Below are 26042 nucleotides of genomic sequence, written 5' to 3'. Positions count from 1 at the left end.
ATTAACCCCCTATAAGCTCTTTTAATTGGTCTATGAATGAATCCAGGCTGACTTCGGTCTGATCACCGGTTTCCATGGACTTCACATTGATCTTGCCTGCTTTCAATTCATCTTCCCCAAGGACGGCTACATATTTTGCGTTCATGCGGTCAGCTGCCTTGAATTGTGTTTTGATCTTTCTGTCCAGATAATCTCTTTCTGCGGAAATACCTGCCATGCGCAGCTTATGCAGGAGGCCGACAGAATAATCCTTCGCCTCTTCCCCAAGAGCCACGAGATAGCAGTCAATTCCTTCATTAACAGGAAGCTTGATACCTTCTGCCTCCAAAGCTGACAGAAAGCGTTCAATGCTGAATGCAAAGCCGATGCCCGGTGCTTCCGGTCCGCCGATTTCCTCAGTCAGGCCATTATAGCGCCCTCCGCCGCAAAGAGTCGTGATCGCTCCGAAGCCTTCAGCATCACTCATAATTTCGAAGGCAGTATGGTTATAATAATCCAGGCCGCGCACGAGATTTGGATCGACCGTAAAGTCGATGGATACATCCGCCAGGTACTGCTGCACTTTCTCAAAGTACTTCTTTGAATCTTCATTGAGAAAATCGAGAATGGAAGGGGCAGTCTGCATCAATTCGTGCTCTCTGTCCTTTTTGCAGTCCAGAATCCTCATCGGATTTTTTTCCAGCCTGTTTTGACAGTCAGAACAGAACTCTCCGATCCTCGGCTTGAAATGGGCAATCAGCGCCTCGCGGTGGCTGTTCCTGCTTTCTTTATCGCCCAGGCTGTTGATGACCAGCTTGAGCTTCTTCAGTCCCAGTTCTGTGTAGATGCTCATAGCCAGGGCAATCACTTCTGCGTCAATGGCTGGATCCGAGCTCCCCAACGCCTCTACCCCGAATTGTACAAATTGCCTGAAGCGGCCTGCCTGAGGGCGTTCATAACGGAACATCGGGCCTGTGTAATAAAGCTTTACAGGCTGATTGGCATTGCCATGCATCTTATTTTCGACAAATGACCGTACAGTCGGTGCAGTGCCTTCAGGCCTCAGTGTCAGGCTGCGCCCGCCGCGGTCCTCGAAGGTATACATTTCTTTTTGGACGATGTCCGTTGTATCTCCGACCCCTCTCAGGAAGAGTTCGGTATGCTCGAAAATTGGCGTCCGGATTTCCTGGTACTGAAACCTGCTGCACAGCTCTCTCGCTTTTCCTTCAATATACTGCCACTTTTCCGATTCTCCAGGAAGGATATCCTGGGTACCCCTCGGTATATTCATTGCCATTTCCTGTTTCCTCCTAGCATTCCTATGTATACTAACAGGGCACACCGGGGACATGCTGCGCTTTTTAAATGCAAAAAACTCCCGTCCCTTGTATTCCCATACAAGGGACGGGAGTTAGATCCCGTGGTGCCACCCTAATTGAAGGCATAACCATCATGCACTTCCACTTTTACAGTTAACGCCTGTCAACGTTCAGCCCCTACTAAAACGGTCCGCTTTTTCAGGGAGAATCCTACGGAGTGTTCATTCATCAAGCTGCCATGCAGAAATGCTTTCAGCCCAGGGCATTTCCTCTCTTTTCACACATTTCTCAACTACTGTTCTCCATCATCAGTGTTCAATATGAATAGTGATTTTATTTATCTAATCATAAAGACCATTTCAGCCATTGTCAAGGGGTAAAAGAGACGGTGACAGTATTTCCGGAAGGCTCTTTCCCCTGTGCGGCTGCACCTCTCTAGGAACGCTCAAGCTTCCTCTTCAGCTTCCTGACATCCCCGATGCTGAGGCCGAATTCCGAAGCAAGTTCGTACATGCCGGAACCCTGCTCCTTCTGGATGAAATCGTGGAAGTCCACTCCAAACAGCTGATTTCCGTTCTCATGGGCATGCATGCCCTTTTCTCCAAATCTCATCAGACCACCCTACCCGAAAAGTTTTTTATTCTTTCAGTATGTCTTGAAAGCCTCTTAAACATTCCCTTGGCAGCCAATTAAATTGCCTTTTCAGCTAATGGCTAAAATTGGACAGCAAAATTCCGATATTAACAGCAGGGGTTTTATGTTCTAAAATAGAACTTATATTTATACACTCCATGATTTTGCAAAAGGAGGGGACTTTTTGTTAAAAAGCAGCAACATATTACTATTTCTATGCTTCATCCTTTTAGCAGGGGGAGTATGGAGGCCATCCGAAAGCACTGCCGCATCCGGCGGAACAGCACTGATCGCAGACAGCGGAGTGAATATCCGCGGCGGCCCGGGGCTCAGCTATTCGATTGTCAAACAGGCAGCCAAAGGGGACCGGTATCCGATCCTGAAGGAAAGCGGGGACTGGCTGCAGCTCAACCTTGGCGGCGGATCGACAGGATGGGTTGCGGGCTGGCTGGCAGTGAAGGAAGCTGGAAAGAAAGAATCCGCCTCTGTATCTTCAGGCGGGACTGTCACAGCTGATGGATTGCGGGTCAGGTCAAATCCCGGTACAGATGCCTCGGTCATAGCTGTCCTGAATAAAGGGCAAAAGGCCGGCATTATTGAAAAAGAGGGAAATTGGGTCAGGATTACCGGCTCATTCGGAAATGGCTGGGTCTCCGCAGATTTTATCACAGAGGGAAGCAGCAAAGCCGAAGCAGCTTCGGCTGCTGAAGGAACAGTCACAGGTGATTCATTGAACGTCAGGAGCGCTCCCGGAACACAGGGCACGGTCCTCGGGAAGCTTCAAAGCGGTGACAGGGTCAGCATTGTATCCGATAACGGGAGCTGGACAGAAATTATCTTCCGCGGCAATCATGCATGGGTGAGCAGCGAGTTCATTTCTTCTTCCAAAAGCTTAAGCCAGAACCCAAGTGCCGGCAGCAGCGCGAAGCCATCAGGAAGACTGACGGGAACAGTTACTGCCCAGACCTTAAATCTCAGGGATACAAGCTCCTTGAATGGGAAAGTTCTCGGATCGGTTTCAAAAGGCGAAACCTATTCAATTATTGAAGAAAAGAACAATTGGGCAAAAATTGAGTACAAGCCCGGTTCATATGGCTGGATAGCAGCATGGTATCTCGATAAGTCAGAGGTTTCCCCTGCAAACGGCAGCAAACCGGCAAAAGGCAGCACCATCACCATACTACATAACGGAACAAATATCAGGAAAGATGCCAGCACAGGAAGCTCTGTGCTGCAATTGGCCAACTCAGGGGAATCGTTCGAGGTGCTGGGCCGTGAGAAAGACTGGTACAAAATCAGCTTGGACGGGAAGGCAGGCTATGTAGCCGGATGGATCGTTTCCTTGAGCGGAAGCTCGCCCCAGATCGAAAAGCCGGGCGCAGAGCTTCACCTGCAGGGGAAAACCATCGTCCTTGATCCCGGCCACGGCGGCCGCGACAATGGCACAACCGGAGCGCGGGGAACCCAGGAGAAAACTGTTACCATTCAAACAGCCCAGCTTCTGTACAGCAAGCTGAAAGCTGCGGGCGCCAATGTAATCTTAACAAGATCCACTGACACCTATATCCCGCTCAGCTCGAGGGTCGGCTCCGCATCATACCATAATGCCGATGCTTTCATCAGCCTGCATTATGACAGCATAAATGACAAAAGTGTCCGCGGCATGACGGTTTACTATTATCATGGATTCCAAAAGCCTCTCGCCGAGAGCGTCCACAGCTCCCTGGCCGCCCAGACGAAGCTGAAGGACCGCGGTGTGCGGGCCGGCGATTATTTTGTCATCAGAGAAAATAATAAAAATGCCATTCTCCTTGAATTAGGCTATCTGAGCAACCCGGCAGAAGAAATGCTCGTTACCTCCCCTCAGTATCAGGAGGCAGCTGCAGCCGGCATTTATCAGGGCCTTGCCCGGTATTTTAAAAGATATTAATGCGATAGAGAGATCCTTCAAATTGAAGGTCTCTCTATTTTTTCAAAAAAAAAAAACAGCCTTCTCAGACTGTCATTTGCTTTCTATTATCAGTGTGACCGGTCCGTCATTCACCAGGCTGACGTCCATCATGCTGCCAAACTGCCCTGTTTCTGTTTTAATGCCCTTTTCCCGGAGAAGCCCATTGAACGCCTCATAGATTTGAAGGGCATGGTCAGGCCTGGCCGCTTCCATGAAGTTTGGCCTTCTTCCTTTACGGCAGTCGCCGTATAGAGTGAACTGGGACACAGAAAGAATTTCTCCCCCAACATCCAGCAAAGATCTGTTCATCTTGCCCTCTTCATCTTCAAATACGCGGAGATTGGCAATTTTATCAGCCAGATATTCAGCATCTTTCACCCCATCCTCATGGGTGACGCCCACTAGCAAAACAAATCCGCGGGAAATGCTGCCTACAGCCTTTCCTTCTACAGTCACACTCGCTTCTTTGCTTCGCTGAACAACTACTCGCATTTTGTATACCCCTTAGTTCATGATACGTCTGACAGAATAGATGTCAGGAATCTGCTTGATGCGGTCCACAACTTTCTGCAGATGGCTTACATTTGTGATGCTGATCGACATATTGATGGTAGCCATTTTATTGCGGTCCGATTTGCCAGACACTGCAGATATATTTGTTTTGGTTTCATTGACGGCCTGCAGCACTTCGTTCAGAAGGCCGCGGCGGTCATAGCCGTTGATTTCAATCTCGACATTATATTCTTTTTTATCATTGAGGCCTGTTTCCCATTCAACCGGGATGAGCCTTGCTTTGGCATCGGCAGTATCAATATTGGTACAGTCTGAACGGTGGACAGACACCCCCCTGCCTTTAGTGATAAAGCCGACAATTTCATCTCCCGGCACTGGATTGCAGCAGCGGGAAAGTCGGATCAGGAGATTATCAATCCCTGAAACCCTTACGCCAGATTCCCTTTTCTTGACAGAAGGGAAGGATTTCAATTCCGAAACGGCATTGGAGATATCGGTAACCTGCTCCATATCACGCTTTTTCCGCCATTTTTCGGTCAGACGGTTTGCGACCTGCAGAGCCGTGACGCCATTATAGCCGACGGCGGCATACATATCCTCTTCACTGGCAAAATTGAATTTTTCAGACACTCTCCGGACATTCTCGGCAGTCAGGATTTCTTTGATGTCAAAATCCATATTGCGGATTTCTTTTTCAACCATCTCTTTGCCTTTTTCGAAGTTTTCGTCCTTCTGCTGCTTTTTGAAAAATTGGCGGATTTTATTTTTCGCCTGAGTCGTCTGGGCAAGCTTCAGCCAATCCTTGCTCGGCCCATAGGAATGTTTGGACGTGAGAATCTCAAGGATATCACCGGTCTTCAATTTATAATCCAGAGTGACCATTTTTCCGTTAACCTTTGCACCAATTGTTTTATTGCCGATTTCGGAGTGAATCCGATAGGCAAAATCAATCGGGACAGACCCTGAAGGCAGCTCGATGACATCTCCCTTTGGCGTAAATACAAACACCATATCAGAAAAAAGGTCAATTTTCAGCGATTCCATGAATTCTTCTGCATTCACGCTATCATCCTGAAACTCGAGGATTTCCCTGAACCATGTCAGCTTTTCTTCGAAAGAAGAGCCTTCATTGACAGTTTTGCCTTCTTTATATGCCCAGTGGGCCGCAATCCCGAACTCTGCGATTTGATGCATTTCGGTTGTGCGGATCTGCACCTCAAGCGGGTCGCCCTTTGGGCCGATGACCGTTGTATGCAGAGACTGGTACATATTCGCCTTCGGCATGGCGATATAATCCTTGAACCGCCCGGGCATAGGCTTCCAGCATGTATGGATGATGCCCAGGACAGCATAGCAGTCTTTAATGCTGTTGACCACAATGCGGACCGCAAGCAGATCATAGATTTCATTGAACTGCTTATTCTGAAGCGCCATTTTCCTGTAGATGCTGTATATATGCTTCGGCCGGCCGGAAAGATCGGCTCTGATGGACACTTCATCCATCTTGCCTTTCATTTCGCCGATGACTTCCTCCAGATAGAGCTCGCGCTCGGCACGCTTTTTCTTCATCAAGTTGACAATCCGGTAATACTGCTGCGGATTGAGATAGCGGAGCGCCGTATCCTCAAGCTCCCACTTGATTTTCGAGATACCTAGGCGGTGGGCAAGCGGCGCAAAGATTTCAAGCGTCTCATTCGATATCCTGCGCTGCTTTTCAGCAGGAAGATGCTTAAGCGTCCTCATATTATGGAGCCTGTCTGCAAGCTTAATCAGGATGACCCTAATATCCTGGGCCATGGCAACAAACATTTTCCGATGGTTTTCGGCCTGCTGCTCTTCCTGTGATTTGTATTTGATTTTCCCCAGTTTTGTCACGCCATCGACTAGCATCGCAACTTCCGGATTGAATGCCTCTGAGATATCAGCCAATGTGACTTCCGTATCCTCTACAACATCATGAAGAAAACCGGCAGCAACTGTCGATGGATCCATTTCAAGATCGGCCAGGATCCCTGCCACCTGGATTGGATGGATGATGTATGGCTCCCCGGATTTCCTATATTGTTCACGATGGGCATGTTTCGCAAATTCATAGGCCTTCCGTACGACTCCGGCATGCTCCTCATTTAAATATTCTTTTGTCCTCTCGATGACTTGATCGGCGGTCAAAACCTGGTCGTTCGCCATAGAATCACCTTTATCTATATAAAGTTTAATAAGAATCCAAGCTTGCCCGGATTCTCCCTAAAATCTCCGTTTACAACCATTCAATTAATGATAGAACTGAAAAAAGAATGATTGTTACTATTATCGAAAAAAAAACCGTGGATGTAAAGGGATTGGAAGTTATTTTTATATGGAATTGAAGATTTTTGTCGAAAAAGCTCTTTTTTTGCCGGATTCTTCTTATGTTTTATTGTAAACTTTGCAGAAAAGGAAAAGCGGCGCACTATGTTGATAGTGCCCCGCTTTTTTTAAACAATTTTTTCAAAGACTATGCCTCAGTAGTTCATTAATGTAAGGATGTCATATCCGTCAAGCTTGCTACGGCCGTCAAGGTAGGTTAATTCGATCAGGAAAGCAATCCCGGCGACAACGCCTCCAAGCTCTTCGACAAGCTTGATTGTTGCGTCACTAGTGCCTCCTGTTGCCAGCAGGTCATCTGTGATCAGGACGCGCTGTCCTGGTTTGATGGCATCTTTATGGATCGTCAGTACATCTTTTCCATATTCCAGGCCATAATTGACTTTGACCGTCTCGCGCGGAAGCTTCCCTTCTTTCCTGACAGGTGCAAAGCCTACGCCAAGTGAATAAGCAACAGGGCAGCCGATGATAAAGCCGCGTGCTTCAGGCCCGACTACAAGGTCAATTTGCTTTTCTTTCGCATATTCAACGATCTGGTCAGTCGCATATTTATAAGCATCGCCATTATCCATAAGCGTTGTGATATCTTTGAATCTAATCCCGGGCTTCGGCCAGTCTTCCACTATTGTTATATATTGTTTCAAATCCATTCTTCCATTGCCTCCTCAGTATGAACCGCCCCTTGAAGGACTGCATCGAACCAGCTTTTCAGCTCCTGGTATGAAGAATACAGCAAATCGTTTTCAAGGGTGTATTGTGCATGCTTCCTTTGATATGTCGGGGATTCTGTCAGGTCCCGCTTGTTTGCCTCTTTATTAAGGGCCAAGAGCCCATTTTCCATTTTAGCAAAGTCCAGCTCAAAAAACACCTTTGACATAAAATCAATTGTTTCCCTGCTCCATCCTTTATGCTTGGCAAGCTGGTCCCCGAATTTTCTTATGTCGAATTGGCCTCTTTTGGCCAGGAATGAATAAAACCACTTAAAATGGTCCCTGTTTGGGATCGTGCTGAAATACTCGCTTTCTTCCTTATAGAAGTGGGCATAGATCCTGGCAGGGGCTTTGCCCTGAAGGAGCTTTTCCAGCATCTGTTTTGAAGGAGGCAGATCTGCCAGAACTATATGCTCTTCTTCAATCACCAGAGCTTCCGCTTCCGTTTCAGAGCTTATGAAGAAAGTTGCATCTTCCGGCAATGAAGGAATCTTTTCCCGGCTTTGGCTGTCAAAGCATATCCACTTGGTACTTGATTCAGGAAGGAGTTCCTTTAGCTGTTCAAATCTCTTGATTCCTCTCAGATCAAAAAGCTGCCATTCGGCGACAGATAAATCGTGCAGAAAAATTTGCGGTTTTCTTATATTATTCCATTCATTTATAGATAATTCACCAATTACGGATATCCGGGAATCTGCCGAGATATGATGGAACAGCTCCCCAAGGCCGAATCCGATTCCGTCCAATGCGGATGAACCCTCGCCAAGTGCCATTTTAAGATGATTCTGGCCGGAGCCTATCTTTCGCATGCTGGCAATGGGGGCATCCTTGATCAGGACGCGCGGTTTAGGATTGTCCATTCCAAAGGGGGAAAGAAGCTGCATTTGTTCTATCGCAGGCAGGCTGACATCTTCAAGGCTTACCTCGGCATCGAGGCTTGCGACCGGTATGAAATCCTCGTCACTGAGCTGCTCTTTCGCGAGGCCGTTGAGCCTTTCCCGCAGCTCCCCCACGTCGCCAAGCCCAAGCGTCATCCCAGCAGCCATCGGATGGCCACCAAAATGGGGCAGGATGTCCCTGCAGGCTGACAGATTTTTATACAAATCAAATCCGGCAATGCTTCTGGCAGACCCTTTTGCCGTCCCCTTTTCTTTATCAAAGCTGAGGACGATGGCCGGCCTGTAGAATTTATCGACAAGCCTTGACGCTACAATGCCGATCACACCGGCATTCCAGCCTTCCTTCCCGATAACGAGAACAGCATTTTCCCCTGCCGGGTACTTTTCCTCGACTTCTTTGATTGCCTCTTCGGCAATCTGGCTGACAATGGACTGCCTCTCTTTGTTCATGCTGTCAATTTCTTCAGCAATCATAGCTGCTTCTTCCCGGTCATCTGTCAGCAGCAGATGGACGGCCGGATCTGCGCTGTCCAGCCTGCCGGCAGCATTCAACCTTGGAGCAAGCATGAACCCTATGGTTTCTTCATCTACTGCAGCCTGCTCCACATTTGCCAGCTTGAACAGCGCGAGCAGGCCGGCCCTTTTAGTCACCTTCAGCTTCTTGATCCCTCTCTGGACAAGGAGCCTGTTCTCTCCCTTCAGAGATACCAGGTCGGCCACGGTTCCTATAGCAGCAATTTCCAGAAGCTCCTCGGGGATATTTCCCAATAGGGCGTGAGCTACCTTAAAGGCCACGCCCACTCCGGCAAGCTCACGGAAAGGATAAAGGCTTCCCTCAAGCTTGGGATGGATGATAGCCAGGGCCTCCGGGAGAACCGGACCGGGTTCATGGTGGTCCGTAATGATCAGGTCCATGCCCAGCTCTTTGGCAATTGACGCCTCATGGACTGCTGATATGCCGGTATCCACCGTAATGAGCAGCTTGGTGCCAATTTCGGCCGCATGCCTGAATGCTCCCTCATTCGGGCCGTATCCCTCCGTAAACCGGTTAGGTATGTAGAAATCTACATTGGCACCCAGGCTGCGGAGCGTTATCATCATAACAGAGGTGCTTGTGACTCCGTCTGCATCATAATCCCCATATATTAAAATCGGTTCATTTTCGTTTATCGCTTTATTTATTCGTGAGACTGCAGCATCCATCCCGGCCAGGAGAAAAGGGTCGTGGAACTCCCCATTATTTCCGTACAGGAAATCCTGTGCCGATTCAGGAGTATCGAGCCCCCGATTCACTAATAATGATGCCACAATTGGACTGATTTTCAATTCGCTGATCAGTGTGTCAGCTTTATCTTTATCCGATTGACGAACAATCCATCTTGTTTTTGACTTTAACATACGTTCACCCCTCAGCTTTTCTATTATACAAGAGGGCGTACCGGGATTCAATGAATTCCTGGGGTGTACAATCAGCAGAAAATAAAGGAAGCAGCAAGGCTGCTTCCTTCTAATGAATATCCCTTTTTAAATAATCTTCGTCACTGTCTGCTGCAGCTTCGGCGCTTTCCTTATCGGCGCCAGCCTTAAGAGCGGCGTTCTCTTTCTCAAGGGATCTGACCTTCCGCTGAAGGGCAAATACCCTGAATACACCTACTAGCCCGACGATGAGGCCGCCCATCAGCACTGAACCGAGGATGACCAGTATAAGCGGCCATTCACTTTCCCCAAAAACATAGTTGACTGTAACAGGATCCACATTAATAACAGCAAATACCGCGACAATAAGTGCAAATAGAATCCCGAATATCAAGGCCCACTGAACTTTCACTCCACATCTCTCCCATCTTTAATCTGGATTGCCGGGATTGTAAGGGTTGATATGCACAAAGACATTATGCACATTTTTCTCCTGCATCAGCTTCTCTTTTACTTCCTTTCCTACCCGGTGCCCCTCTTCGACTGTCATATGGGGGTCTACGGCAATCTTCAGGTCTATGATGACATAATGGCCATGCTCCCTTGCATGAAGCTGGTTGATCTCTTTCACTGCCGGAACAGACAGAACTGCTTTCCGCAGCTCTTCCGTATCCTCATCATGAAGCACATGGTCCAAAGTATTATGAATCGATTCTTTGCCGAGTGACCATGCCATTTTTATGACAAGCAGCGAGACCAGCAGCCCTGCAACAGGATCTCCGTATTCCAGCCATCCGATCCCGGCTTTTCCCCCGATGACAGCTGCCCCTATCCCCGCCAGGGCGGCAATGGAGGAATAAACATCAGAACGATGCTCATATGCATTGATGATTAATGCATCGCTATTAAGCTTTTTTCCCAATTTATACTTATAACGAAACATTGCCTCTTTTACAACAATGGAAATAAGGACCGCGGCAATAGCAATAGCCTTGGGCGGCTCGATTGGATGGAAAAAAGCCTCAAAGGAAGATTTGCCGATTTCAAACCCCACAAGCATCAGCAGGACAGCAACGATGATGGCTGCAATCGATTCAGCTTTTCCATGTCCATAAGGATGGTCTTCATCAGGCGGCTGCTTGGCAGCCCTGAGCCCAATATAAACGGCAAATGACCCCGCAATGTCTGAAGCAGAATGGACCGCATCCGCGATCAGTGCACGGCTGTTGGCATAAACCCCCACTCCATACTTGAGGATTGCCAGCACAATATTTCCCACAATCCCGATCATAGCCGCAAATTCAGCCTGTTTAAAACGATCTTTGTTAGTATCCAAGTCTCAACTTCCTTCCCCGCATTTTTATACTTATAGTGTATCCGAAAATCGGCAATCAAAAAGCACTTAAGGGCTAAAACAGGAAAAAACACAGGAAAGGTTTTCCTGTGTTTTTTCTTAAGCGGATCAGACCTGCGGCTCGTCTGATGCTTTGCGTTTTACTTTTTCTGTTTTGATTACGCCTTTTTTCTTCAGCTCTTTATTTTTCCATACCAGCCATAGCTGGGATGCAATGAAGAGTGAGGAATATGTTCCGGCTACAAGGCCGATAAGCAGGGCGAATGAAAAGCTGCGGATCGATTCGCTGCCGAAGATGAGCAGACCGACAACCGCGATGACAACCGTAATGACGGTGCTAACTGATCGTCCGAGTGTTTGCCTTAAGCTCTGGTTGACAACATCAGCGATATCATCGAAGGTTTTAAGCCTCTTCTTCTTCTGCATGTTTTCGCGCATTCTATCGAACGTTACGATCGTATCATTGATTGAGTAACCCACAATTGTCAGGATTGCCGCAATGAATGTTATGTCCACTTCAAAGCGGATGATGCTGAACAGGGCGATGATGAAGAATGCATCATGGAGCAGAGCTATGACAGCTGCAAGCGCCATGTAAATCTCAAACCTGATTGTTACATAAATGATGATGCCGACAGACGCAATCAGCAAAGCTTTGAAAGCATTCTTCGCAAGCTCTTTACCAACGGTAGGAGAGACGGTGCTGACATTCGGCTCCTGGCCGTACACATCATTCATATGAGTCTTCAGCTCAGCAATCTTATCCTTGCCCAGCGGATCGGTGAATCGCGCTACGCCTATATTCTGGTCATCTCCTGAAATGATGATATCATCTGTTTCAAGTCCGACTTTACTGAGTTCTTCCTGAATTTCACTCTTATTCACTGATTGCCCCGCTGTGATTTCAACCCGCGTACCCGCTACGAAATCGATGCCGAGATTAAGCCTGAATACGGATAAGGCGATGATGCCGGCAACAGCCATGGCAATCGAGAAAATAAAGAACTTCCTGCGATGCTTTACAAAATCGAAACGGTCATATTTTGTAGGCAGGTCAAGCGTATCATAGTTTTCAGCAATATCTTTGATTTCACTCTTTTTGACTCCAAACCAAGTAGGCTTTTTCGTAAAGATCCTGCTGTTTACCCATAAGCCAAGCAGCAGACGTGAACCATAGACAGCTGTGATGAAACTGGCCAGAATGCTCAGGATGAGCATGGTCGCAAATCCTTTAACCGAGCTTGTCCCATAGAGGAAAAGCACGACAGCGGCAAGAATGGTTGTGATGTTGGCATCAAGGATTGTGGACAGGGAGTTTTTGTTTCCTGCCTGGAAGGCGGACTTGACTGACTTACCAACCTTCAGCTCTTCCTTGATCCTCTCATAGGTGATGATATTGGCATCAACGGCCATTCCGACCCCAAGAATCAGTGCTGCAATTCCCGGGAGAGTCAGTACACCATTCATCCAATCAAAGACAAGCAGAATCAGATAGATGTAAATTGACAATGTTATAGTTGCAATAAAACCTGGGAATCGGTAAAACGCAATCATGAACAGGAAGATGACCAAAATGCCGATGATACCGCCTGTAATGGTCTTCTGCATGGCATCTTCACCGAACTTGGCACCGACACTGGTGGAATATTCCTCCGTCAGCTCAACTGGAAGCGCCCCCGCCTTCAGCAGGGAAGAGAGTGTTTTTGCTTCTTCAAGAGAAAAATTTCCGACGATTGAAACTGTATCCTGGTTGAATACCTGGCTGACCTGTGGTGCAGAAAGGTATTTTGGATCTTCTTTCTGTGACTCTTCTTTGAAAGAATCGCCTTCTTCATAGTCGAGCCAGATGACCAGCAGGTTATTTGGCGCTCCCATATTGACAATTTCCTGTGTGACTTCCTTGAACTTCTCGGCACTCTTCAGCGTCAAGGAAACGCTTGGCTTGCCGTTTTCATCGAAAGTCTGTTTAGCTCCGCCTTCTACAAGGTCAGACCCATTCATCATTTCACGGTCATTGACATCCCTGAATGACAGATTGGCTTCTGTGGAAAGCATCTCACGTGCCTGGTTTTGGTCTTTTACACCGGCCAGCTGGACGCGGACCCTGTTGTCGCCCTCAATCTGGATGATAGGCTCATTTACACCAAGGGCATTGACCCGGCGGTCGAGGGCCTCAGCTGTGCTGTTTAGCACCTCTTTTGTGGCTTTCTTTCCATCCTTGGTCTTTACATCGTAAAGTACCTCAAAGCCGCCCTGCAGATCCAGGCCGAGCTTGATATTATTCAGTATGTTTTTGGTTGTGCCTCCCATCAGACTGCCGATCAGAATGACAATCAGGAAGAAGGCGACAATCCTGCTGCGCTTTACCATTGTGCTGTTATATCCCCCTTAAACTTCCGGCCCCTGCAGGCATGCCCTCTTTCAGAGCATGCTGCAGCGCCGGGTGCTGCTTGCAATCTTTAAGCCTGCTCCGCTTTACTGCGGGCAGTCTTTTTCTATAAATAGACCGAAAAAACCAACATATCCATTATGAAATAGAATGGAATGGCTGTCAATTTGTCCCTTCATAATAAACTGGCTCTTACATTAAAAAAATGAATTGTACATACCGCAACAGCCGCTTACAATCCTATCCTCACTCAAGCAGCTTCCTTCTGTCTTCCTCACTCAGCTCGCCAAGGCCTTTTCCTTTAAATGCCTCGACTGTCGCATAGCTGAAATAGTCAGCCGCTTTCACTTCCAGGATACCGCCCACTATTTCGAATAGTCTGGCATCTTCATGCGGTTTCCGCCATTTTTTTTCAGTCAGATACCTCCAAAGCTCATCTTCTGCAACAGCTCCATAATTCAGCAGCCGGAATTCCTCGAGCTTGCTTTGCAGTGCAGGCTGAACCTGCCGGCGAAACTTTTCATATACATGGCCTTTCATCACTAGGGCTCCTCTCCCGCAGTTCTATCAAAAATAGAAAAATCAAGAACTTGTCATGCTTTGTCCTAATCGCGGCATATAGTTAATTGTATATGATTATACCTATTTTGAGAAGGCAGGGAACAGGATGTCTAAGTTTTTAAAAGGAACGATTATTTTACTGGCTGCCGGCCTGGTGACAAGGGTTCTCGGATTCATAAACCGTATTGTGATTGCCCGCTTCATCGGTGAAGAGGGTGTCGGCTTATATATGATGGCATTTCCCACTCTGATCCTCGTCATTACAATTACACAGCTTGGCCTGCCAGTTGCCATCTCCAAAAATGTAGCGGAGGCAGAAGCCAGGGGCGATACGGCAAAAATCAAAAAAATACTGGCTGTATCTCTTGCTGTGACCATTTCTCTATCTGCCATTTTCACGCCGGCCTTGTTTCTGCTCGCTCCTATATTGTCTGAAACTCTTTTCACTGACCCAAGGACACATCTGCCCTTGCTGGCAATCGCCCCCATCGTGCCGATTGTAGCTGTTTCTTCTGTCATAAGGGGATATTTCCAGGGAAGGCAGCAGATGAAGCCCGCAGCATATTCACAGGTTCTTGAGCAGATCGTGCGAATCGGGCTTATCGCCTTGCTGACGAAGGCTTTCCTGCCTTATGGCATCGAGTATGCCGCTGCAGCGGCAATGTTTGCATCTGTAATCGGGGAACTGGTTTCACTGGTTTATCTTGTGGCAGCTTTCAAACTGAAGAAAAGGTTCAGGCTGAGAAAAAATTTCTTCGGCTATGTCCAGTCCGGTAAAAGCACCTTCAGCGATTTGATGAAGATTGCTCTGCCGACTACGGGCAGCAGGATGATCGGATCGATTGCCTGGTTTTTTGAGCCTATTGTTGTCTCGCACAGTCTTGCGCTTGCGGGAGTAGCCGCCATCGCCGCCACAAAGCAATACGGGGCTCTGACAGGCTTTGCCATGCCGCTGCTGCTGCTGCCGTCTTTCGTCACCCACTCCCTTTCTACCTCGCTTGTGCCTGCAATCAGCGAGGCCAACTCGAGAAAGGATATGAAGCTGATTGAACACAGGCTCCAGCAGGCACTCCGGTTCTCTTTTATTACAGGGGGAATGGCAGTCGTGCTTCTCTACGTTCTTGCCAGCCCTTTGATGGAGGTTATGTATGGAAGTTCAAGCGGAGACCAGTTCATCAAACTGATGGCTCCTTTCTTTCTGTTTTACTATTACCAGGGACCGCTTCAAGCCACCTTGCAGGCACTCAACCTCGCAAGGGCCGCCATGATCAACAGCCTGATCGGGTCAATCGTAAAAATCGCCGTCATTTTTCTCCTAGCCAGCCAGCCGGCATTCGGCATCAATGGGGTGGCTCTCGGCATCCTGGTCGGCTTTGTTCTTGTCACACTGCTTCATTTCGCAACCGTACTGAAGACCATTTCATTCACTTTTTATATCATGGATTATGTGAAAACCTTTGCTGTCATGGGCCTTGCTGGCTGGGGTGGCCATGCTTCATTCAGCATGATGCCGGAGGAGATGCTTCTGGCCTTCAAGGTTATGATATCCACGCTGATCATGGGCATACTGTATCTGATTTTCCTGCTCATCTTCAGGCTGATTACAAAAGAAGATCTGCGGCGGATCCCGGTCATCGGCCAGCCTCTTTCAAGGCTAGCCTTCAAATAAAAAAATAAAAATGGCGTCCTGAACGCCATTTTTTTGACCATCTTATTTTTCATCGATGGGATCAATATAAAGGTTTCCGTTAGAGTAGCTGCAAAAAGATATCTGCTGTATTTCATCATAGCCTTTTTTCTTCAGCTGTTCTGCCAGCCACTGGCGCGATTTATGGACTGAAGCAAGATTGGCTTCCTGAAGGTTTCCGTCTATGATCAGAGGATGGTCTATGTCGCTGCCTTTCATATTGTCCTTTTGAAACACAGAAAGCTTGCCTGAAGGCTCCAGGATCGCAAATTCGACGTCTGCTATATTTTTAATATCTTTGTCCCGCAGCTGGGTGAGAAGATCATCGAAATTATATCGCTGCTGCCTCATCGTATTTTCATCGATTTTCCCCTGATTGATGATAATAGAGGGCTTGCCGTCCACGATATCCCTGAATTTTTTGCTTTTGAGTGATAGGATGGCCAGAACGATTTGTATAACCATGAGGAGCATCATCGGAAGTATGTTCTTCACCAGGCTGCCGTCAGGATTTTCAATCGCCACCACTGCCATTTCGGCAATCATGATATATACCACTAAATCCAGCACGCTCAGTTCGCCTATTTCCCTTTTGCCCATCAGCCGAAAGATCAGGAGGATGACCCCATATAAAAAAAGTGTCCTCGCAATGATTATCATATATTCCGCCAAAACTGCCTCCTCCTCTTTCATCACATTCCAACATTAGTATGCTTCACGTCCAGGACTGTCATTAAGAAAGCTTTTTCCATTTGGCACTGATGCTTAGCCCCTCCATTCAGGAGGAAAAAGCCCGCTATTATGCTAAATATTTAATTCTAAAAAGCAGCTGCTGCGAATATGCTTGTACTAGGATTTATCGTTTGAAGGGAGAGGAAATCAATGGAAGAATCCAAACATATGGGGAGTGCGGTGCTATACGGGATAGGGAGCATCTTTATCATTGCGATTGCCAGCAGCCTGGTGTTCTCGCTGCTCTTGAAGTTCACTTCAATGGATGAGTCATCCATAAAGCTTCCCGCTGAAATCCTGGCTTTCATTTCACTGTTTGCCGGCGGCTTCATTTCCGGGGGAAAAGGAAAGCAGAAAGGATGGCTGCTGGGGGGGCTGACTGGCGCCATATATACACTGGTCATTTTCCTGTTCCAATATCTCGGGCATGACAGCCTGTTTTCCGCGGAGCAGACCATTTATCATACGTGTTTCCTGCTGGTCTGTATGATGGGCGGGATCCTGGGAGTCAACATGTCTTCAAAGTCAAGGGCAGCATAGATGCCTAAACTGAAACGCAACGGTTTTCTAAAGCCATAAAAAAAGAAGCAGAACAAGGTCTGCTTCTTTTTTATTATGATTTTGCCAATGTTGTTTCGGCTGCTGCCCGCACTTCCCTGATCGCTGCGCGATCATATGTAAGTCTGCTGCCGTCACCGCATTTGATGACGATCTTATCTTCATCGATGGCATCGACAATGCCATGGAGGCCGCCGATCGTCACAATTTTATCTCCCTTTTTCAGATCCGACTGCATCTGCTGCACAGATTTCTGGCGCTTTTGCTGCGGACGGATAAGAAGGAAATAAAATAAGATGAACATCAGTAATAATGGTCCTAATGTACCTAAAATATCCATTCCTTTTTTTCACCCCTTTCGTGTATCAGAAATTTTTCGCATCCGGTTTATTGAAACCGTAACGTTCGAAAAATTCTTCTCTAAAATCACCCAGGCGATCTTCGCGGATTGCTTGTCTAACCTGTTCCATTAAGTTTACCAGAAAATAAAGGTTATGGTAAGTTGTAAGTCGTATGCCGAATGTTTCGTCAGATTTAATCAGGTGGCGTATATAGGCTCTGCTGTAATTACGGCATGTATAGCAGTCGCAATTTTCATCAATCGGGCCAAAGTCGCGGGCAAATTTGGCATTTTTAACGACAAGGCGCCCGTTGCTGGTCATCAGTGTTCCGTTGCGGGCAATCCGAGTCGGAAGGACACAGTCGAACATGTCGATGCCCCTGATGCAGCCATCAATCAGGGAATCCGGAGATCCAACCCCCATCAGATAGCGCGGCTTATCAGCAGGAAGAAGCGGCGTCGTGAATTCCAGCGCCCTGTTCATGACATCCTTCGGCTCACCGACAGAGAGTCCGCCCACTGCATAGCCCGGGAAGTCCAGAGATACAAGGTCACGGGCACTCTGCTTCCTTAATTCTTCGTATTCTCCGCCCTGGACAATCCCAAAGAGGCCCTGGTCATTCGGGCGTTCATGGGCATTCAGGCAGCGCTCAGCCCAGCGCGATGTCCGCTCAACTGATTTCTTCATATACTCATATGTAGCCGGATAAGGAGGGCATTCATCAAAAGCCATCATAATGTCAGAGCCAAGTGCGTTCTGGATTTCCATCGCTTTTTCCGGTGAAAGGAACAGCTTATCTCCGTTCAGATGGTTCCTGAAGTGGACTCCTTCTTCTTCAATCTTCCTGAATTGGCTGAGGCTGAATACCTGGAAGCCCCCGCTGTCTGTAAGGATGCTGCCATTCCAATTCATGAATTTATGGAGGCCGCCTGCTTCCTTGATAATATCATGCCCCGGGCGAAGCCAAAGGTGATAAGTGTTGCTGAGGATGATCCCGGCACCCATGCCTGCCACTTCCTCCGGCGACATTGTCTTAATTGTGGCCAGTGTTCCCACTGGCATAAAGACAGGCGTTTCAAATGAACCATGCGGGGTGTGAACCCGGCCGAGCCGCGCCCCTGTCTGTTTGCATGTTTTAATCAATTCATACCGTATTGCTGTCAAGTTATTCGTTCTCCTTCCGTTTCCATGCTAGATGATCAGCATGGCATCTCCAAAGCTGAAAAAGCGGTAGCTTTCCTTCACTGCTTCATTATAGGCGTTAAGCACATTTTCCCGTCCTGCCAGTGCACTGATCAGCATGATCAGCGTCGATTTAGGCAGATGGAAATTGGTAATCATCCCGTCAATTGCCTTGAACTCATAGCCAGGGTAGATGAAAATGCTTGTCCATCCACTTCCAGCCTCGAACCTGCCTTCATTGGCGTCTGCAATCGTCTCTAGTGTACGTGTTGAGGTAGTGCCGACAGTAATGATCCTGCCTCCATTTTCCCTGACCTCATTCAAAAGCCTTGCAGTTCCTTCCGTGACCTGATAGTACTCGGCATGCATACTATGCTCATGGATATCCTCGACACTGACTGGCCTAAAGGTTCCAAGCCCTACATGCAGGGTAATAAAAGCGATATGCACACCCTTTTCCCTGATTTCATCCAGCAGTTCTTCAGTAAAATGAAGCCCGGCGGTCGGGGCAGCAGCCGATCCCCTTTCTTTGGCATACACAGTCTGGTACCGTTCGCGGTCATCAAGCTGCTCTTTGATATAAGGCGGCAGGGGCATCTCTCCAAGCTGTTCCAGCACTTCATAAAAAATGCCTTCATAGTTGAATTTCAGCAGCCTTCCGCCCTGCTCTTCTGTACCAGTGCAGACTGCTGACAGTAGGCCGTCCCCGAATTCGATCCTTGTTCCTTCCTTGACTCTTTTTGCCGGTTTAATGAGCGTTTCCCATACATCGCCTTCCTGCTGTTTCAGCAGCAGAACCTCAATTTTGGCGCCGGTCCCTTCCTTGGCGCCGAACAGCCTGGCAGGCAGAACTCTTGTATCATTGAGCACAAGGCAGTCGCCCGGATTCAAATATTCGGGCAGATTTTTAAATGTTTCATGCTGCAATGCCCCATCTTCCTTGTCGAGCACCATCAGCCGGCTGCTCGTTCTATCTTCTAGAGGAGTCTGGGCAATCAGCTCCTCTGGCAAATGAAAATCAAACATTTCTACTTTCATGGTGTTTCACCCTATCTGTTTTTTTAACTCAATTTTATTTTTCCAGTAACAGCTTCAAGCCTCTGGCAGCTCAAGGTTAAGGTGATGGTAGACAAGGTGCGTCACAATCCTTCCCCTTGGGGTCCTTTGTAAAAAGCCGATCTGAAGCAGGTACGGTTCATATACATCTTCGATTGTATGGGATTCTTCCCCGATTGTAGCGGCTATCGTCTCAAGCCCGACAGGACCGCCGCGGAATTTCTCTATAATTCCTCTTAATAATTTATGGTCAATATGATCCAGCCCTAAACGGTCGACCTGCAGAAGTTCGAGAGAATCATGGGCAAGGGCTGCATCAATACTGCCGTCGCCCTTGACCTGGGCAAAGTCCCTTACCCGCCTCAGGAGGCGGTTGGCGATCCGCGGGGTTCCCCGGGATCTCCTGGCAATTTCAGAAGCCGCCAGATCGTCAATGCCTGTTTCAAGGACATCGGCCGTCCTTGAAACAATATTTTTGAGCTGACTCTCATTATAATACTCAAGGCGGCAGAGAACACCAAATCTGTCTCTGAGCGGTGCTGATACTGAACCCGCCCTTGTCGTTGCCCCCACGAGAGTGAATGGAGGGAGATCGAGCCTCACAGACCGCGCACTCGGGCCTTTCCCGATGACGATATCAAGGCAGAAATCCTCCATCGCCGGATACAGCACCTCTTCTATCGAACGCGGCAGCCGGTGGATTTCATCGATGAAAAGAACATCACCCGGCTCAAGCGCAGTCAGTATGGCAGCAAGGTCCCCCGGCCTTTCAATGGCGGGACCGGCGGTTGTCCTGAGATTAACCCCCATCTCATTGGCTATGATGCTGGCCAGCGTCGTTTTTCCAAGACCCGGGGGGCCGTATAGCAGGACATGGTCCAAAGTCTCTCCGCGGATCCGGGCAGCCTGGATGAAGACCTCCAGGTTTTCCTTCACTTTATCCTGTCCGATATATTGCCTCAGAGTCTGCGGCCTCAAGCTCTGCTCAAAGGAGACATCCTGAAGGTCCGCTTCACCTGAAATGATCCGATCTTCCATAAGCTGTATTCACCCCTTGGCTGCCGGGCGCTGCAAAAGGAGACTTCCGTCCTACTTAAGCAGCAGCTGCAAGCCTTTTTTAATATATTCATCTGTTGTAAGCTTCTCTTTTTCCAATGCCGGTTTGATGCGCTTGACCTCTTTTTCCGAATAGCCAAGAGCCCTGAGTGCCAGGATGGCCTCCTCAAGAAGAGCAGCGCTTCCTGTAGCAGCAGGCCTGGCTGCATCAGGATTGAACAGATTGGGAAAGAAGTCCGGAATCGCCTCCTGAAGCTTGCCTTTCAAATCAAGTATCATCTGGCGCGCCGTTTTTTTGCCCACTCCCGGGAATTTGACCAGGAACGCTTCATCTTCGTCCTCAATCGCCTGGACGACCTGAGCCGGCTCTCCGGATGCAAGGATCGCAAGGGCTCCTTTTGGCCCGATGCCGGAAACGTTCAGCAGCTTTGTAAACAGCATTTTTTCCTCACGGGAATGGAAGCCGTATAAAGCGAAAATATCTTCCCTTACATAATGATAGGTGAAAATCTGGATTTCCCCTCCCTGCTTATTTGAATAGCTGAATGGGTTGGGTGTGCTAATCTGATAGCCTAATCCATTATTTTCGACCACTATATATTCAGGGCCGATAAATTCGACCGTGCCTTTTATATATTCAAACAAATGTCTCGCTCCCCAAATTTTCTGTACCTCATTCTATCATACTACAAAGATTTGCCGAAGAAAAAAGTTGCAATTTTCAGGGTTATTTCTATATAATGGGAGAGGTTTTAAAAAATGACTGGGGGTCACCGAATTGAAGAAACTATTATCTCTTTTAGCAATTTTCACACTATTATTTGCCGTTGCAGGCTGCTCTTCAAATGAAGATGAGGGCAAAGAAGAAAAAGCTGCTGAAGAAAAGACAGCTGAACTGAATGATGCTGCTAAATCAAAGATCTATAATAGCGTCCGCATTGCGGAGCTGAAGGTAAACGAAGTATTCAACAAAGAAACCGCTGCTGACGAAGAAACGATCGTCATCAACTCAAGCTTTGCAGATGAAAGCTCTGCATCCGCATTCCTTTCAAAATACTACAGTGAAGATCTGGCAAAAGAAATGTATGCGCACTATGCTACAGACCAGAAATCTGAAGATGGCAAGATGATAGTCAATACTGAGCCGTTCTTCAATCCTTCTTTCCTTGACACAACACAGGAAGACGTTAAGATTGAGGGCGATGCAGACAAAGCCACTGTGACAACTGCCGAAAATGCAGCTTATACAGTGGAAATGCAAGACGAAAATTATGTAATAACAGGCTATGAAAAGTAATGAAGCCGGCCCTGGCCAATTGGACCAGGGCTTTTCTATCTTCACTCTGCTTATGCTACTGGCCGCTTCCGCTTTTTGAATAAGACTGGAAGGCCTCCAGCACCTCCACATACCTGTTCTTCGTCATGATTGGGATGCCCTTTTCAAGCTGTTCCCTTTTCTTGCTTTCAAGCTTCCCTATATCAATCTGAAAAAATGACTGGATGATTCGGCTTTTGTCCGGCCTGCCGTTATAGATGGTCAAAATGCCTTCATCCGTCAATCCAAAATACCCGTTCGATTTTAATAAAGGTGAAATGTCGTCCACCTGCTGGCGGAAAACCATTTGGCCTTCATCCATTTCAACCAGCTGCCATTCGTCATACTTGGACCAGAAATCCTCCAGGGACCACACGGTTTCCTGAATTTCTTCTTCGCTCATTTCCCCGTCGAGATACACTCTCTCCAGTATGACTGAGAGCTCGAGCGGGCCGCTTTCAGATGCACGCACCAGGATTCCTGTTTCTGTACCTGCAATTACAGCAAACCATACAGCTATCAGGAGAAATGAGGCAAGCAGCCGGATTGGATTGGTTCTCATAACAGATCACCCCTGGTTTGGTTTCCAAAACTTTATTTTTATTGTTTCCAGCTTCACATTAAATATGCCAATTTTTTTAGGGATAATAGGAGCTTCAATTTTAGAAAAACAGCCTCCTCAGCATGGATAACATTAAAAGGAAAGCGACGGTAAATAATATGACGACCAGAATTTTTTCCTGTTTATTTTCTTTTTTCAACTCCTTGTCCTCCCTTTATTTTTTTATGTAAAGAAAAAGCAAAGCCGCAGCTCTGCTTTTTCAAAAATCAGCGGCCATTGCCATTGAGCCTGTGCCTGAGCGAATGGAACATATCCTTGATGTCCAGGTCAATCTGCTCTCTTGGCCCGCCATCCCGCAGGTCATTGTCTATATTGCGGATGCGGCTGAAGGTGCCTTCGTCCGCAACCACTGTACAGGATCTGCCCCGCAGATAAGGGGACACAGCCTGCTGTATGTCCTGCTTTGTCTCCTCTTCCCTGCTGTAGTCGGCCAGATCGACTGCAATCAGGACATCGCTTCCGTAAACGACAGAACGGACGTCTTCCACATTGCTGACGGCTGCTGTTTCATCGCCTATCTTTTCCGCAAGCTGCCCTTCGTAAGCCGTATAATAGGATCTTTTTGCTTCCCTTGTATTATCATCAAGATGCCCGTGGTAGTTGGCATCACTGTGGCTGAAGCGATTATCATGCTGGTAGAAATTCTTATCATAGGCTGCAAGCGGACTGGACGGATTCTTATCCCGGTCCATGCCTGCCCCAAGCGACTCTGTGCGATGACCCGATTCAGAAGCTGTATCTCCGCCGTTTCCTCCCATAGCGCAGCCTGCAAGGCCAAGGCTTAATAATGCTGCAAATGGTACTGCCAGAAATTTCTGGTTCAAGCGGGTGACCCCCTTCGCCAATTTTGAGCTGTGCTCATTAATAGCTTTCCGGCGAAGGTTTGATTTCATCCTGAAAGTTTTGTCCAGCTAATCAGGCAGGTCATTCGCAAGGTCCATCAGCTCTTTGATGAAAGCCTTCCTTTCGGTAAACTGCCCTGCAGTCATATCGAGCAGCTGCCTTGTTTTATAAGGATCGTTGTATGTCCTTTCTCTGACTAATCTGTTCCATTCCCGGAAAATGTCGGAGGGAAACGCCAGAGCAAAAATAAACCCCTTTTTGCTGAGATACGGAGACAAAACATCATACTCTCTCAGCGCTTCGGCAGACCAGCCAATAAACGGCAGGATCCGGTTGGCATATTGAAGATAGTCCATGCATACTGCTCCGATGCTGATTAAATCAAAGTCGATCAAATGGACTTTACCGTTTTCATCCCTAAGAAAATTATGGTGGGCCACATCACCGTGAAGGACTGTTTCATTTTCAGCTTCAAAAAATGCTTTTTCCCGCTCCATGCCTTTCAGGGACCAATCCGCCCAGCCCATCAGCTCTTCAATCATTTCTTTCTGGACGAAAAATTTAACCACTGGCTGATTGTTCAGAAACAGCGCTGCCCTTTCTCGCCATTTTTCAATCTGGCTGAAACGCGGCAGGACACGATCATAGCGACCGGCCACCTTCGCAGCTGTTTGGTGGTACCGGCATAACAGTTCAAGTCCGGCACTGCGGTCAGCTTCATCATGATAAGAAAAAGAGTCACCCGGGACAATGTATTTCATGACTCCATAGTAATACATCCCATCATAAAGCGGCTGGACGGATGACACTGTTTCAAAGCTGCAGGCAGAATCAAAACCTTCTTTTTTGAGGGAAGAGGTGAAAGCCTCCTGAATTTTAAGGCGCTGATAAGAGGAATACCCTTTCACCACATACATGTCCTGCCCGGTATCAATCAGCATGACATTGTTTCTGACCGGTGAGAGTTCTTTAACGGGAAAAGGGAGGATTTGGCGTAAATAGGAGAGGAGACGATTGCAATAAGAATCGTCTCCCCAGCTTTTAACCATTAAATTCATAGCTTTCATCGTCAAAGCGCGGCATTCCGAATGCCTGGCCGCCCATCGGGCCATATCCCTGCGGCTGGCCCATGTATGGCGATTGGCCGAAGCCCATCTGCTGTCCATACTGAGGCTGGTACGGGGCTCCATAGCCCATTTGCGGCATGCCCATCCCCATATGGTGCATTCCTGGCTGCATACCATGGTGCATGCCCGGCATCATCTGCGGCATGCCTGAGCCGCATCCGCAGTCATCAGACATTCCCTGGACGCCCTGCTGAGGCATGAGCGGCATCTGGGCTTCGGAAGGCATGAGCGGCATTTGGCTTTGCGAAGGCATTAATGGCATTTGGGCCATAGAAGGAGACTCATATCCCTCCATCGCTCCCTGTACCATAGGCTGCTGAGGATATCCGTATGGCATACCCGGTTCACAGGCACCATAGCCAGGGCCAGGCATTACTGGTGAAACCGGGTGAAGGCAGGCTGGGTACGGAGGAAATGGATATTGCTGCTGCATGGCAGGCATGGTCTGCGTCGGCTGGAGCGGAAGCTGCTGCTGGGACATAGGAGATAATGGCAGCTGCTGCTGCTGATCTGACATTCCCATTACACCTGTAGGCTGGGCATACATCGGATTCGTGTTTGCCATAGGCATAAAAGATGAAGATTCTTCATAATGGTGCTGCATCTGGCCGGCACCTTCCATTCCAGGCATCATGCCGTATGGCATCTGCTGCTGGTATGGCATCTGCTGCTGGTATGGCATGGAAGCCCCCTGAACCTGTGGATAATGGCCAGGCTGCTGATAACCATGCCCCGGGTTCACCGGAGATCCTTGATAATAGTTTGGCTGATAAGGATACATAGGCTGTTTATAACCTCCTTGCAGCGGCATCTGCGCTGTTTCTGGACTTTCCATCTCAGGGCTTTCTTCACCAGCCGGTTTAATGCCGGGAAGAATATTCATTGGCTTCGGCGGCAGCTGCGGCTGCTGCTTTGGCATGGTGATCGGCATCTGGGCTGCCGGCTCTTCCAGAGGCTTCGGCTTGTATTCCTGTTTCGGCATGGCCTTTGGCTTTGGCTGCGGTTTAGGGGCAGGCATGTTCATCATATAGTAATTGTTGATATCAATATCCGGAATGATCGGCTGCGGCATTTTTGGAACAAAAGGTGCTTTCGGCTGTTCCATCTTTGGAGCCGTCACCTGCGGCTTTGGTGCTTCTTTCTTTGGCTGCGGCGCTTCCACAGCCTGCATTGGCTTTTCTTTTGCAAAAGGATGCTCTGTTGTTGGCATTTCCTTCTTCGCGCCCATATTGATTTTTGCTTCAGGAGACATTCCCATCGGGGCTTCTTTCTTTATACTTCCCCCTGCTGTAGGAACTTTTATCTTCATCCCGGGCATAATCATATCAGGGTTGCTGAGCTGCGAATTCATCTTCTTCAGCTCTTCAAAGTTCACGCCGTACTTCTTGGCGATCTTCCAAAGAGTATCCCCTTTCTGTACGATATGGATCTTCAC

General features: G+C 48.0%; 24 protein-coding genes and 1 other annotated feature. Of the genes, 4 read left to right on the top strand and 20 right to left on the bottom strand.

Annotated features, from left to right (window positions below):
* Position 1: 1 nt before the first annotated feature.
* Positions 2–1276, bottom strand: coding sequence for a histidine--tRNA ligase (hisS, locus tag Q9R36_RS15885; RefSeq protein WP_009796207.1), 1275 nt, complete (start codon positions 1274–1276; stop codon positions 2–4).
* A gap of 100 nt (positions 1277–1376) precedes the next feature.
* Positions 1377–1616 (bottom strand) — a binding site (T-box leader).
* 117 nt (positions 1617–1733) lie between these two features.
* Entirely contained in the window at positions 1734–1910 is a 177-nt protein-coding gene (locus Q9R36_RS15880; RefSeq protein ID WP_165352527.1) for a hypothetical protein, read from the bottom strand.
* A gap of 205 nt (positions 1911–2115) precedes the next feature.
* Between Q9R36_RS15880 and Q9R36_RS15875 the strand changes: the two genes are divergently transcribed.
* A complete protein-coding gene (locus Q9R36_RS15875; protein WP_009796204.1) occupies positions 2116–3861 on the top strand; it encodes an N-acetylmuramoyl-L-alanine amidase family protein in 1746 nt (581 codons plus the stop codon).
* Between the two features lie 72 nt (positions 3862–3933).
* Here the strand turns inward: Q9R36_RS15875 and dtd are convergent, their stop codons facing one another.
* The 8 genes from dtd to Q9R36_RS15835 form a co-directional block, all read right to left on the bottom strand.
* Positions 3934–4374 carry a D-aminoacyl-tRNA deacylase gene (gene dtd / locus Q9R36_RS15870; RefSeq protein WP_009796203.1) on the bottom strand — a complete coding sequence of 147 codons (441 nt, stop codon included), beginning with the start codon at positions 4372–4374 and terminating at the stop codon, positions 3934–3936.
* A gap of 12 nt (positions 4375–4386) precedes the next feature.
* Positions 4387–6582 carry a RelA/SpoT family protein gene (locus Q9R36_RS15865; protein ID WP_009796202.1) on the bottom strand — a complete coding sequence of 732 codons (2196 nt, stop codon included), beginning with the start codon at positions 6580–6582 and terminating at the stop codon, positions 4387–4389.
* A gap of 314 nt (positions 6583–6896) precedes the next feature.
* Positions 6897–7409, bottom strand: a complete 513-nt coding sequence (locus tag Q9R36_RS15860; RefSeq protein ID WP_311225509.1) for an adenine phosphoribosyltransferase — start codon at positions 7407–7409, stop codon at positions 6897–6899.
* On the bottom strand, positions 7400–9766 hold the full coding sequence (gene recJ, locus Q9R36_RS15855; protein WP_101550404.1) for a single-stranded-DNA-specific exonuclease RecJ: 2367 nt from the start codon (positions 9764–9766) through the stop codon (positions 7400–7402). The genes Q9R36_RS15860 and recJ overlap by 10 nt, the downstream gene beginning before the upstream one ends.
* Before the next feature lie 109 nt (positions 9767–9875).
* Positions 9876–10196 (bottom strand): LapA family protein, encoded by a 321-nt coding sequence (locus Q9R36_RS15850; protein ID WP_009796198.1) that lies wholly within the window; start codon positions 10194–10196, stop codon positions 9876–9878.
* A gap of 18 nt (positions 10197–10214) precedes the next feature.
* Entirely contained in the window at positions 10215–11075 is an 861-nt protein-coding gene (locus Q9R36_RS15845; protein WP_050767321.1) for a cation diffusion facilitator family transporter, read from the bottom strand.
* Between the two features lie 171 nt (positions 11076–11246).
* The gene (gene secDF / locus Q9R36_RS15840; RefSeq protein ID WP_009796196.1) at positions 11247–13508 is read right to left on the bottom strand and encodes a protein translocase subunit SecDF; all 2262 of its coding nucleotides are present in this window, start codon (positions 13506–13508) and stop codon (positions 11247–11249) included.
* A gap of 265 nt (positions 13509–13773) precedes the next feature.
* Complete coding sequence (locus Q9R36_RS15835; RefSeq protein WP_009796195.1) at positions 13774–14067, bottom strand: post-transcriptional regulator; 294 nt, start codon at positions 14065–14067, stop codon at positions 13774–13776.
* A gap of 127 nt (positions 14068–14194) precedes the next feature.
* Here Q9R36_RS15835 and spoVB point away from each other — a divergent pair, with 127 nt between their 5' ends.
* Entirely contained in the window at positions 14195–15757 is a 1563-nt protein-coding gene (gene spoVB, locus Q9R36_RS15830) for a stage V sporulation protein B (RefSeq protein WP_009796194.1), read from the top strand.
* A 42-nt stretch (positions 15758–15799) separates the two neighbouring features.
* Here the strand turns inward: spoVB and Q9R36_RS15825 are convergent, their stop codons facing one another.
* Positions 15800–16447 (bottom strand): DUF421 domain-containing protein, encoded by a 648-nt coding sequence (locus tag Q9R36_RS15825; RefSeq protein WP_022544224.1) that lies wholly within the window; start codon positions 16445–16447, stop codon positions 15800–15802.
* Between the two features lie 210 nt (positions 16448–16657).
* Here Q9R36_RS15825 and Q9R36_RS15820 point away from each other — a divergent pair, with 210 nt between their 5' ends.
* Complete coding sequence (locus Q9R36_RS15820; RefSeq protein ID WP_009796192.1) at positions 16658–17047, top strand: TIGR04086 family membrane protein; 390 nt, start codon at positions 16658–16660, stop codon at positions 17045–17047.
* Between the two features lie 73 nt (positions 17048–17120).
* Here Q9R36_RS15820 and yajC read toward each other — a convergent pair whose 3' ends face one another.
* From yajC to ruvA, 5 genes are read right to left on the bottom strand one after another with little or no spacing between them, the layout of a single operon-like run.
* The gene (gene yajC, locus Q9R36_RS15815; RefSeq protein ID WP_022544225.1) at positions 17121–17405 is read right to left on the bottom strand and encodes a preprotein translocase subunit YajC; all 285 of its coding nucleotides are present in this window, start codon (positions 17403–17405) and stop codon (positions 17121–17123) included.
* A 25-nt stretch (positions 17406–17430) separates the two neighbouring features.
* Positions 17431–18570 carry a tRNA guanosine(34) transglycosylase Tgt gene (gene tgt / locus Q9R36_RS15810; RefSeq protein ID WP_311225508.1) on the bottom strand — a complete coding sequence of 380 codons (1140 nt, stop codon included), beginning with the start codon at positions 18568–18570 and terminating at the stop codon, positions 17431–17433.
* Positions 18571–18597: 27 nt separating this feature from the next.
* The gene (gene queA, locus Q9R36_RS15805) at positions 18598–19626 is read right to left on the bottom strand and encodes a tRNA preQ1(34) S-adenosylmethionine ribosyltransferase-isomerase QueA (protein WP_094766983.1); all 1029 of its coding nucleotides are present in this window, start codon (positions 19624–19626) and stop codon (positions 18598–18600) included.
* Positions 19627–19680: 54 nt separating this feature from the next.
* Positions 19681–20682 (bottom strand): Holliday junction branch migration DNA helicase RuvB, encoded by a 1002-nt coding sequence (gene ruvB / locus Q9R36_RS15800; RefSeq protein ID WP_009796124.1) that lies wholly within the window; start codon positions 20680–20682, stop codon positions 19681–19683.
* A 51-nt stretch (positions 20683–20733) separates the two neighbouring features.
* Positions 20734–21345 carry a Holliday junction branch migration protein RuvA gene (gene ruvA / locus Q9R36_RS15795; RefSeq protein WP_009796123.1) on the bottom strand — a complete coding sequence of 204 codons (612 nt, stop codon included), beginning with the start codon at positions 21343–21345 and terminating at the stop codon, positions 20734–20736.
* Between the two features lie 133 nt (positions 21346–21478).
* Between ruvA and Q9R36_RS15790 the strand changes: the two genes are divergently transcribed.
* Complete coding sequence (locus tag Q9R36_RS15790; protein WP_009796122.1) at positions 21479–21997, top strand: hypothetical protein; 519 nt, start codon at positions 21479–21481, stop codon at positions 21995–21997.
* 55 nt (positions 21998–22052) lie between these two features.
* Here Q9R36_RS15790 and Q9R36_RS15785 read toward each other — a convergent pair whose 3' ends face one another.
* The 4 genes from Q9R36_RS15785 to safA form a co-directional block, all read right to left on the bottom strand.
* The gene (locus tag Q9R36_RS15785; protein ID WP_009796121.1) at positions 22053–22577 is read right to left on the bottom strand and encodes an intercompartmental signaling factor BofC; all 525 of its coding nucleotides are present in this window, start codon (positions 22575–22577) and stop codon (positions 22053–22055) included.
* Positions 22578–22843: 266 nt separating this feature from the next.
* The gene (locus Q9R36_RS15780; RefSeq protein ID WP_022544228.1) at positions 22844–23461 is read right to left on the bottom strand and encodes a YhcN/YlaJ family sporulation lipoprotein; all 618 of its coding nucleotides are present in this window, start codon (positions 23459–23461) and stop codon (positions 22844–22846) included.
* Between the two features lie 87 nt (positions 23462–23548).
* Entirely contained in the window at positions 23549–24538 is a 990-nt protein-coding gene (locus tag Q9R36_RS15775) for a phosphotransferase (RefSeq protein ID WP_069358531.1), read from the bottom strand.
* Positions 24522–26042 carry a SafA/ExsA family spore coat assembly protein gene (safA, locus tag Q9R36_RS15770; protein ID WP_311225507.1) on the bottom strand — a complete coding sequence of 507 codons (1521 nt, stop codon included), beginning with the start codon at positions 26040–26042 and terminating at the stop codon, positions 24522–24524. Before safA ends, Q9R36_RS15775 begins: the two co-directional genes overlap by 17 nt.

Origin of the sequence: Bacillus sp. AG4(2022) (assembly GCF_031844465.1) — a bacterium.
Lineage (GTDB): Bacteria > Bacillota > Bacilli > Bacillales > Cytobacillaceae > Bacillus_AB > Bacillus_AB infantis.
Note: the sequence above shows the minus strand (reverse complement) of the source record. Positions and strands in the feature narration are given on the sequence as shown.

Excerpts from the sequence above, each read along its gene's own strand:
- hisS (WP_009796207.1), bottom strand. The coding sequence starts at position 1,276 with ATGGCAATGAATATACCGAGGGGTACCCAGGATATCCTTCCTGGAGAA.
- Q9R36_RS15880 (WP_165352527.1), bottom strand. The coding sequence starts at position 1,910 with ATGAGATTTGGAGAAAAGGGCATGCATGCCCATGAGAACGGAAATCAG.
- dtd (WP_009796203.1), bottom strand. The coding sequence starts at position 4,374 with ATGCGAGTAGTTGTTCAGCGAAGCAAAGAAGCGAGTGTGACTGTAGAA.
- Q9R36_RS15865 (WP_009796202.1), bottom strand. The coding sequence starts at position 6,582 with ATGGCGAACGACCAGGTTTTGACCGCCGATCAAGTCATCGAGAGGACA.
- Q9R36_RS15860 (WP_311225509.1), bottom strand. The coding sequence starts at position 7,409 with ATGGATTTGAAACAATATATAACAATAGTGGAAGACTGGCCGAAGCCC.
- recJ (WP_101550404.1), bottom strand. The coding sequence starts at position 9,766 with ATGTTAAAGTCAAAAACAAGATGGATTGTTCGTCAATCGGATAAAGAT.
- Q9R36_RS15845 (WP_050767321.1), bottom strand. The coding sequence starts at position 11,075 with ATGATCGGGATTGTGGGAAATATTGTGCTGGCAATCCTCAAGTATGGA.
- secDF (WP_009796196.1), bottom strand. The coding sequence starts at position 13,508 with ATGGTAAAGCGCAGCAGGATTGTCGCCTTCTTCCTGATTGTCATTCTG.
- Q9R36_RS15835 (WP_009796195.1), bottom strand. The coding sequence starts at position 14,067 with ATGAAAGGCCATGTATATGAAAAGTTTCGCCGGCAGGTTCAGCCTGCA.
- spoVB (WP_009796194.1), top strand. The coding sequence starts at position 14,195 with ATGTCTAAGTTTTTAAAAGGAACGATTATTTTACTGGCTGCCGGCCTG.
- Q9R36_RS15820 (WP_009796192.1), top strand. The coding sequence starts at position 16,658 with ATGGAAGAATCCAAACATATGGGGAGTGCGGTGCTATACGGGATAGGG.
- yajC (WP_022544225.1), bottom strand. The coding sequence starts at position 17,405 with ATGGATATTTTAGGTACATTAGGACCATTATTACTGATGTTCATCTTA.
- queA (WP_094766983.1), bottom strand. The coding sequence starts at position 19,626 with ATGAAAGTAGAAATGTTTGATTTTCATTTGCCAGAGGAGCTGATTGCC.
- ruvB (WP_009796124.1), bottom strand. The coding sequence starts at position 20,682 with ATGGAAGATCGGATCATTTCAGGTGAAGCGGACCTTCAGGATGTCTCC.
- Q9R36_RS15785 (WP_009796121.1), bottom strand. The coding sequence starts at position 22,577 with ATGAGAACCAATCCAATCCGGCTGCTTGCCTCATTTCTCCTGATAGCT.
- Q9R36_RS15775 (WP_069358531.1), bottom strand. The coding sequence starts at position 24,538 with ATGAATTTAATGGTTAAAAGCTGGGGAGACGATTCTTATTGCAATCGT.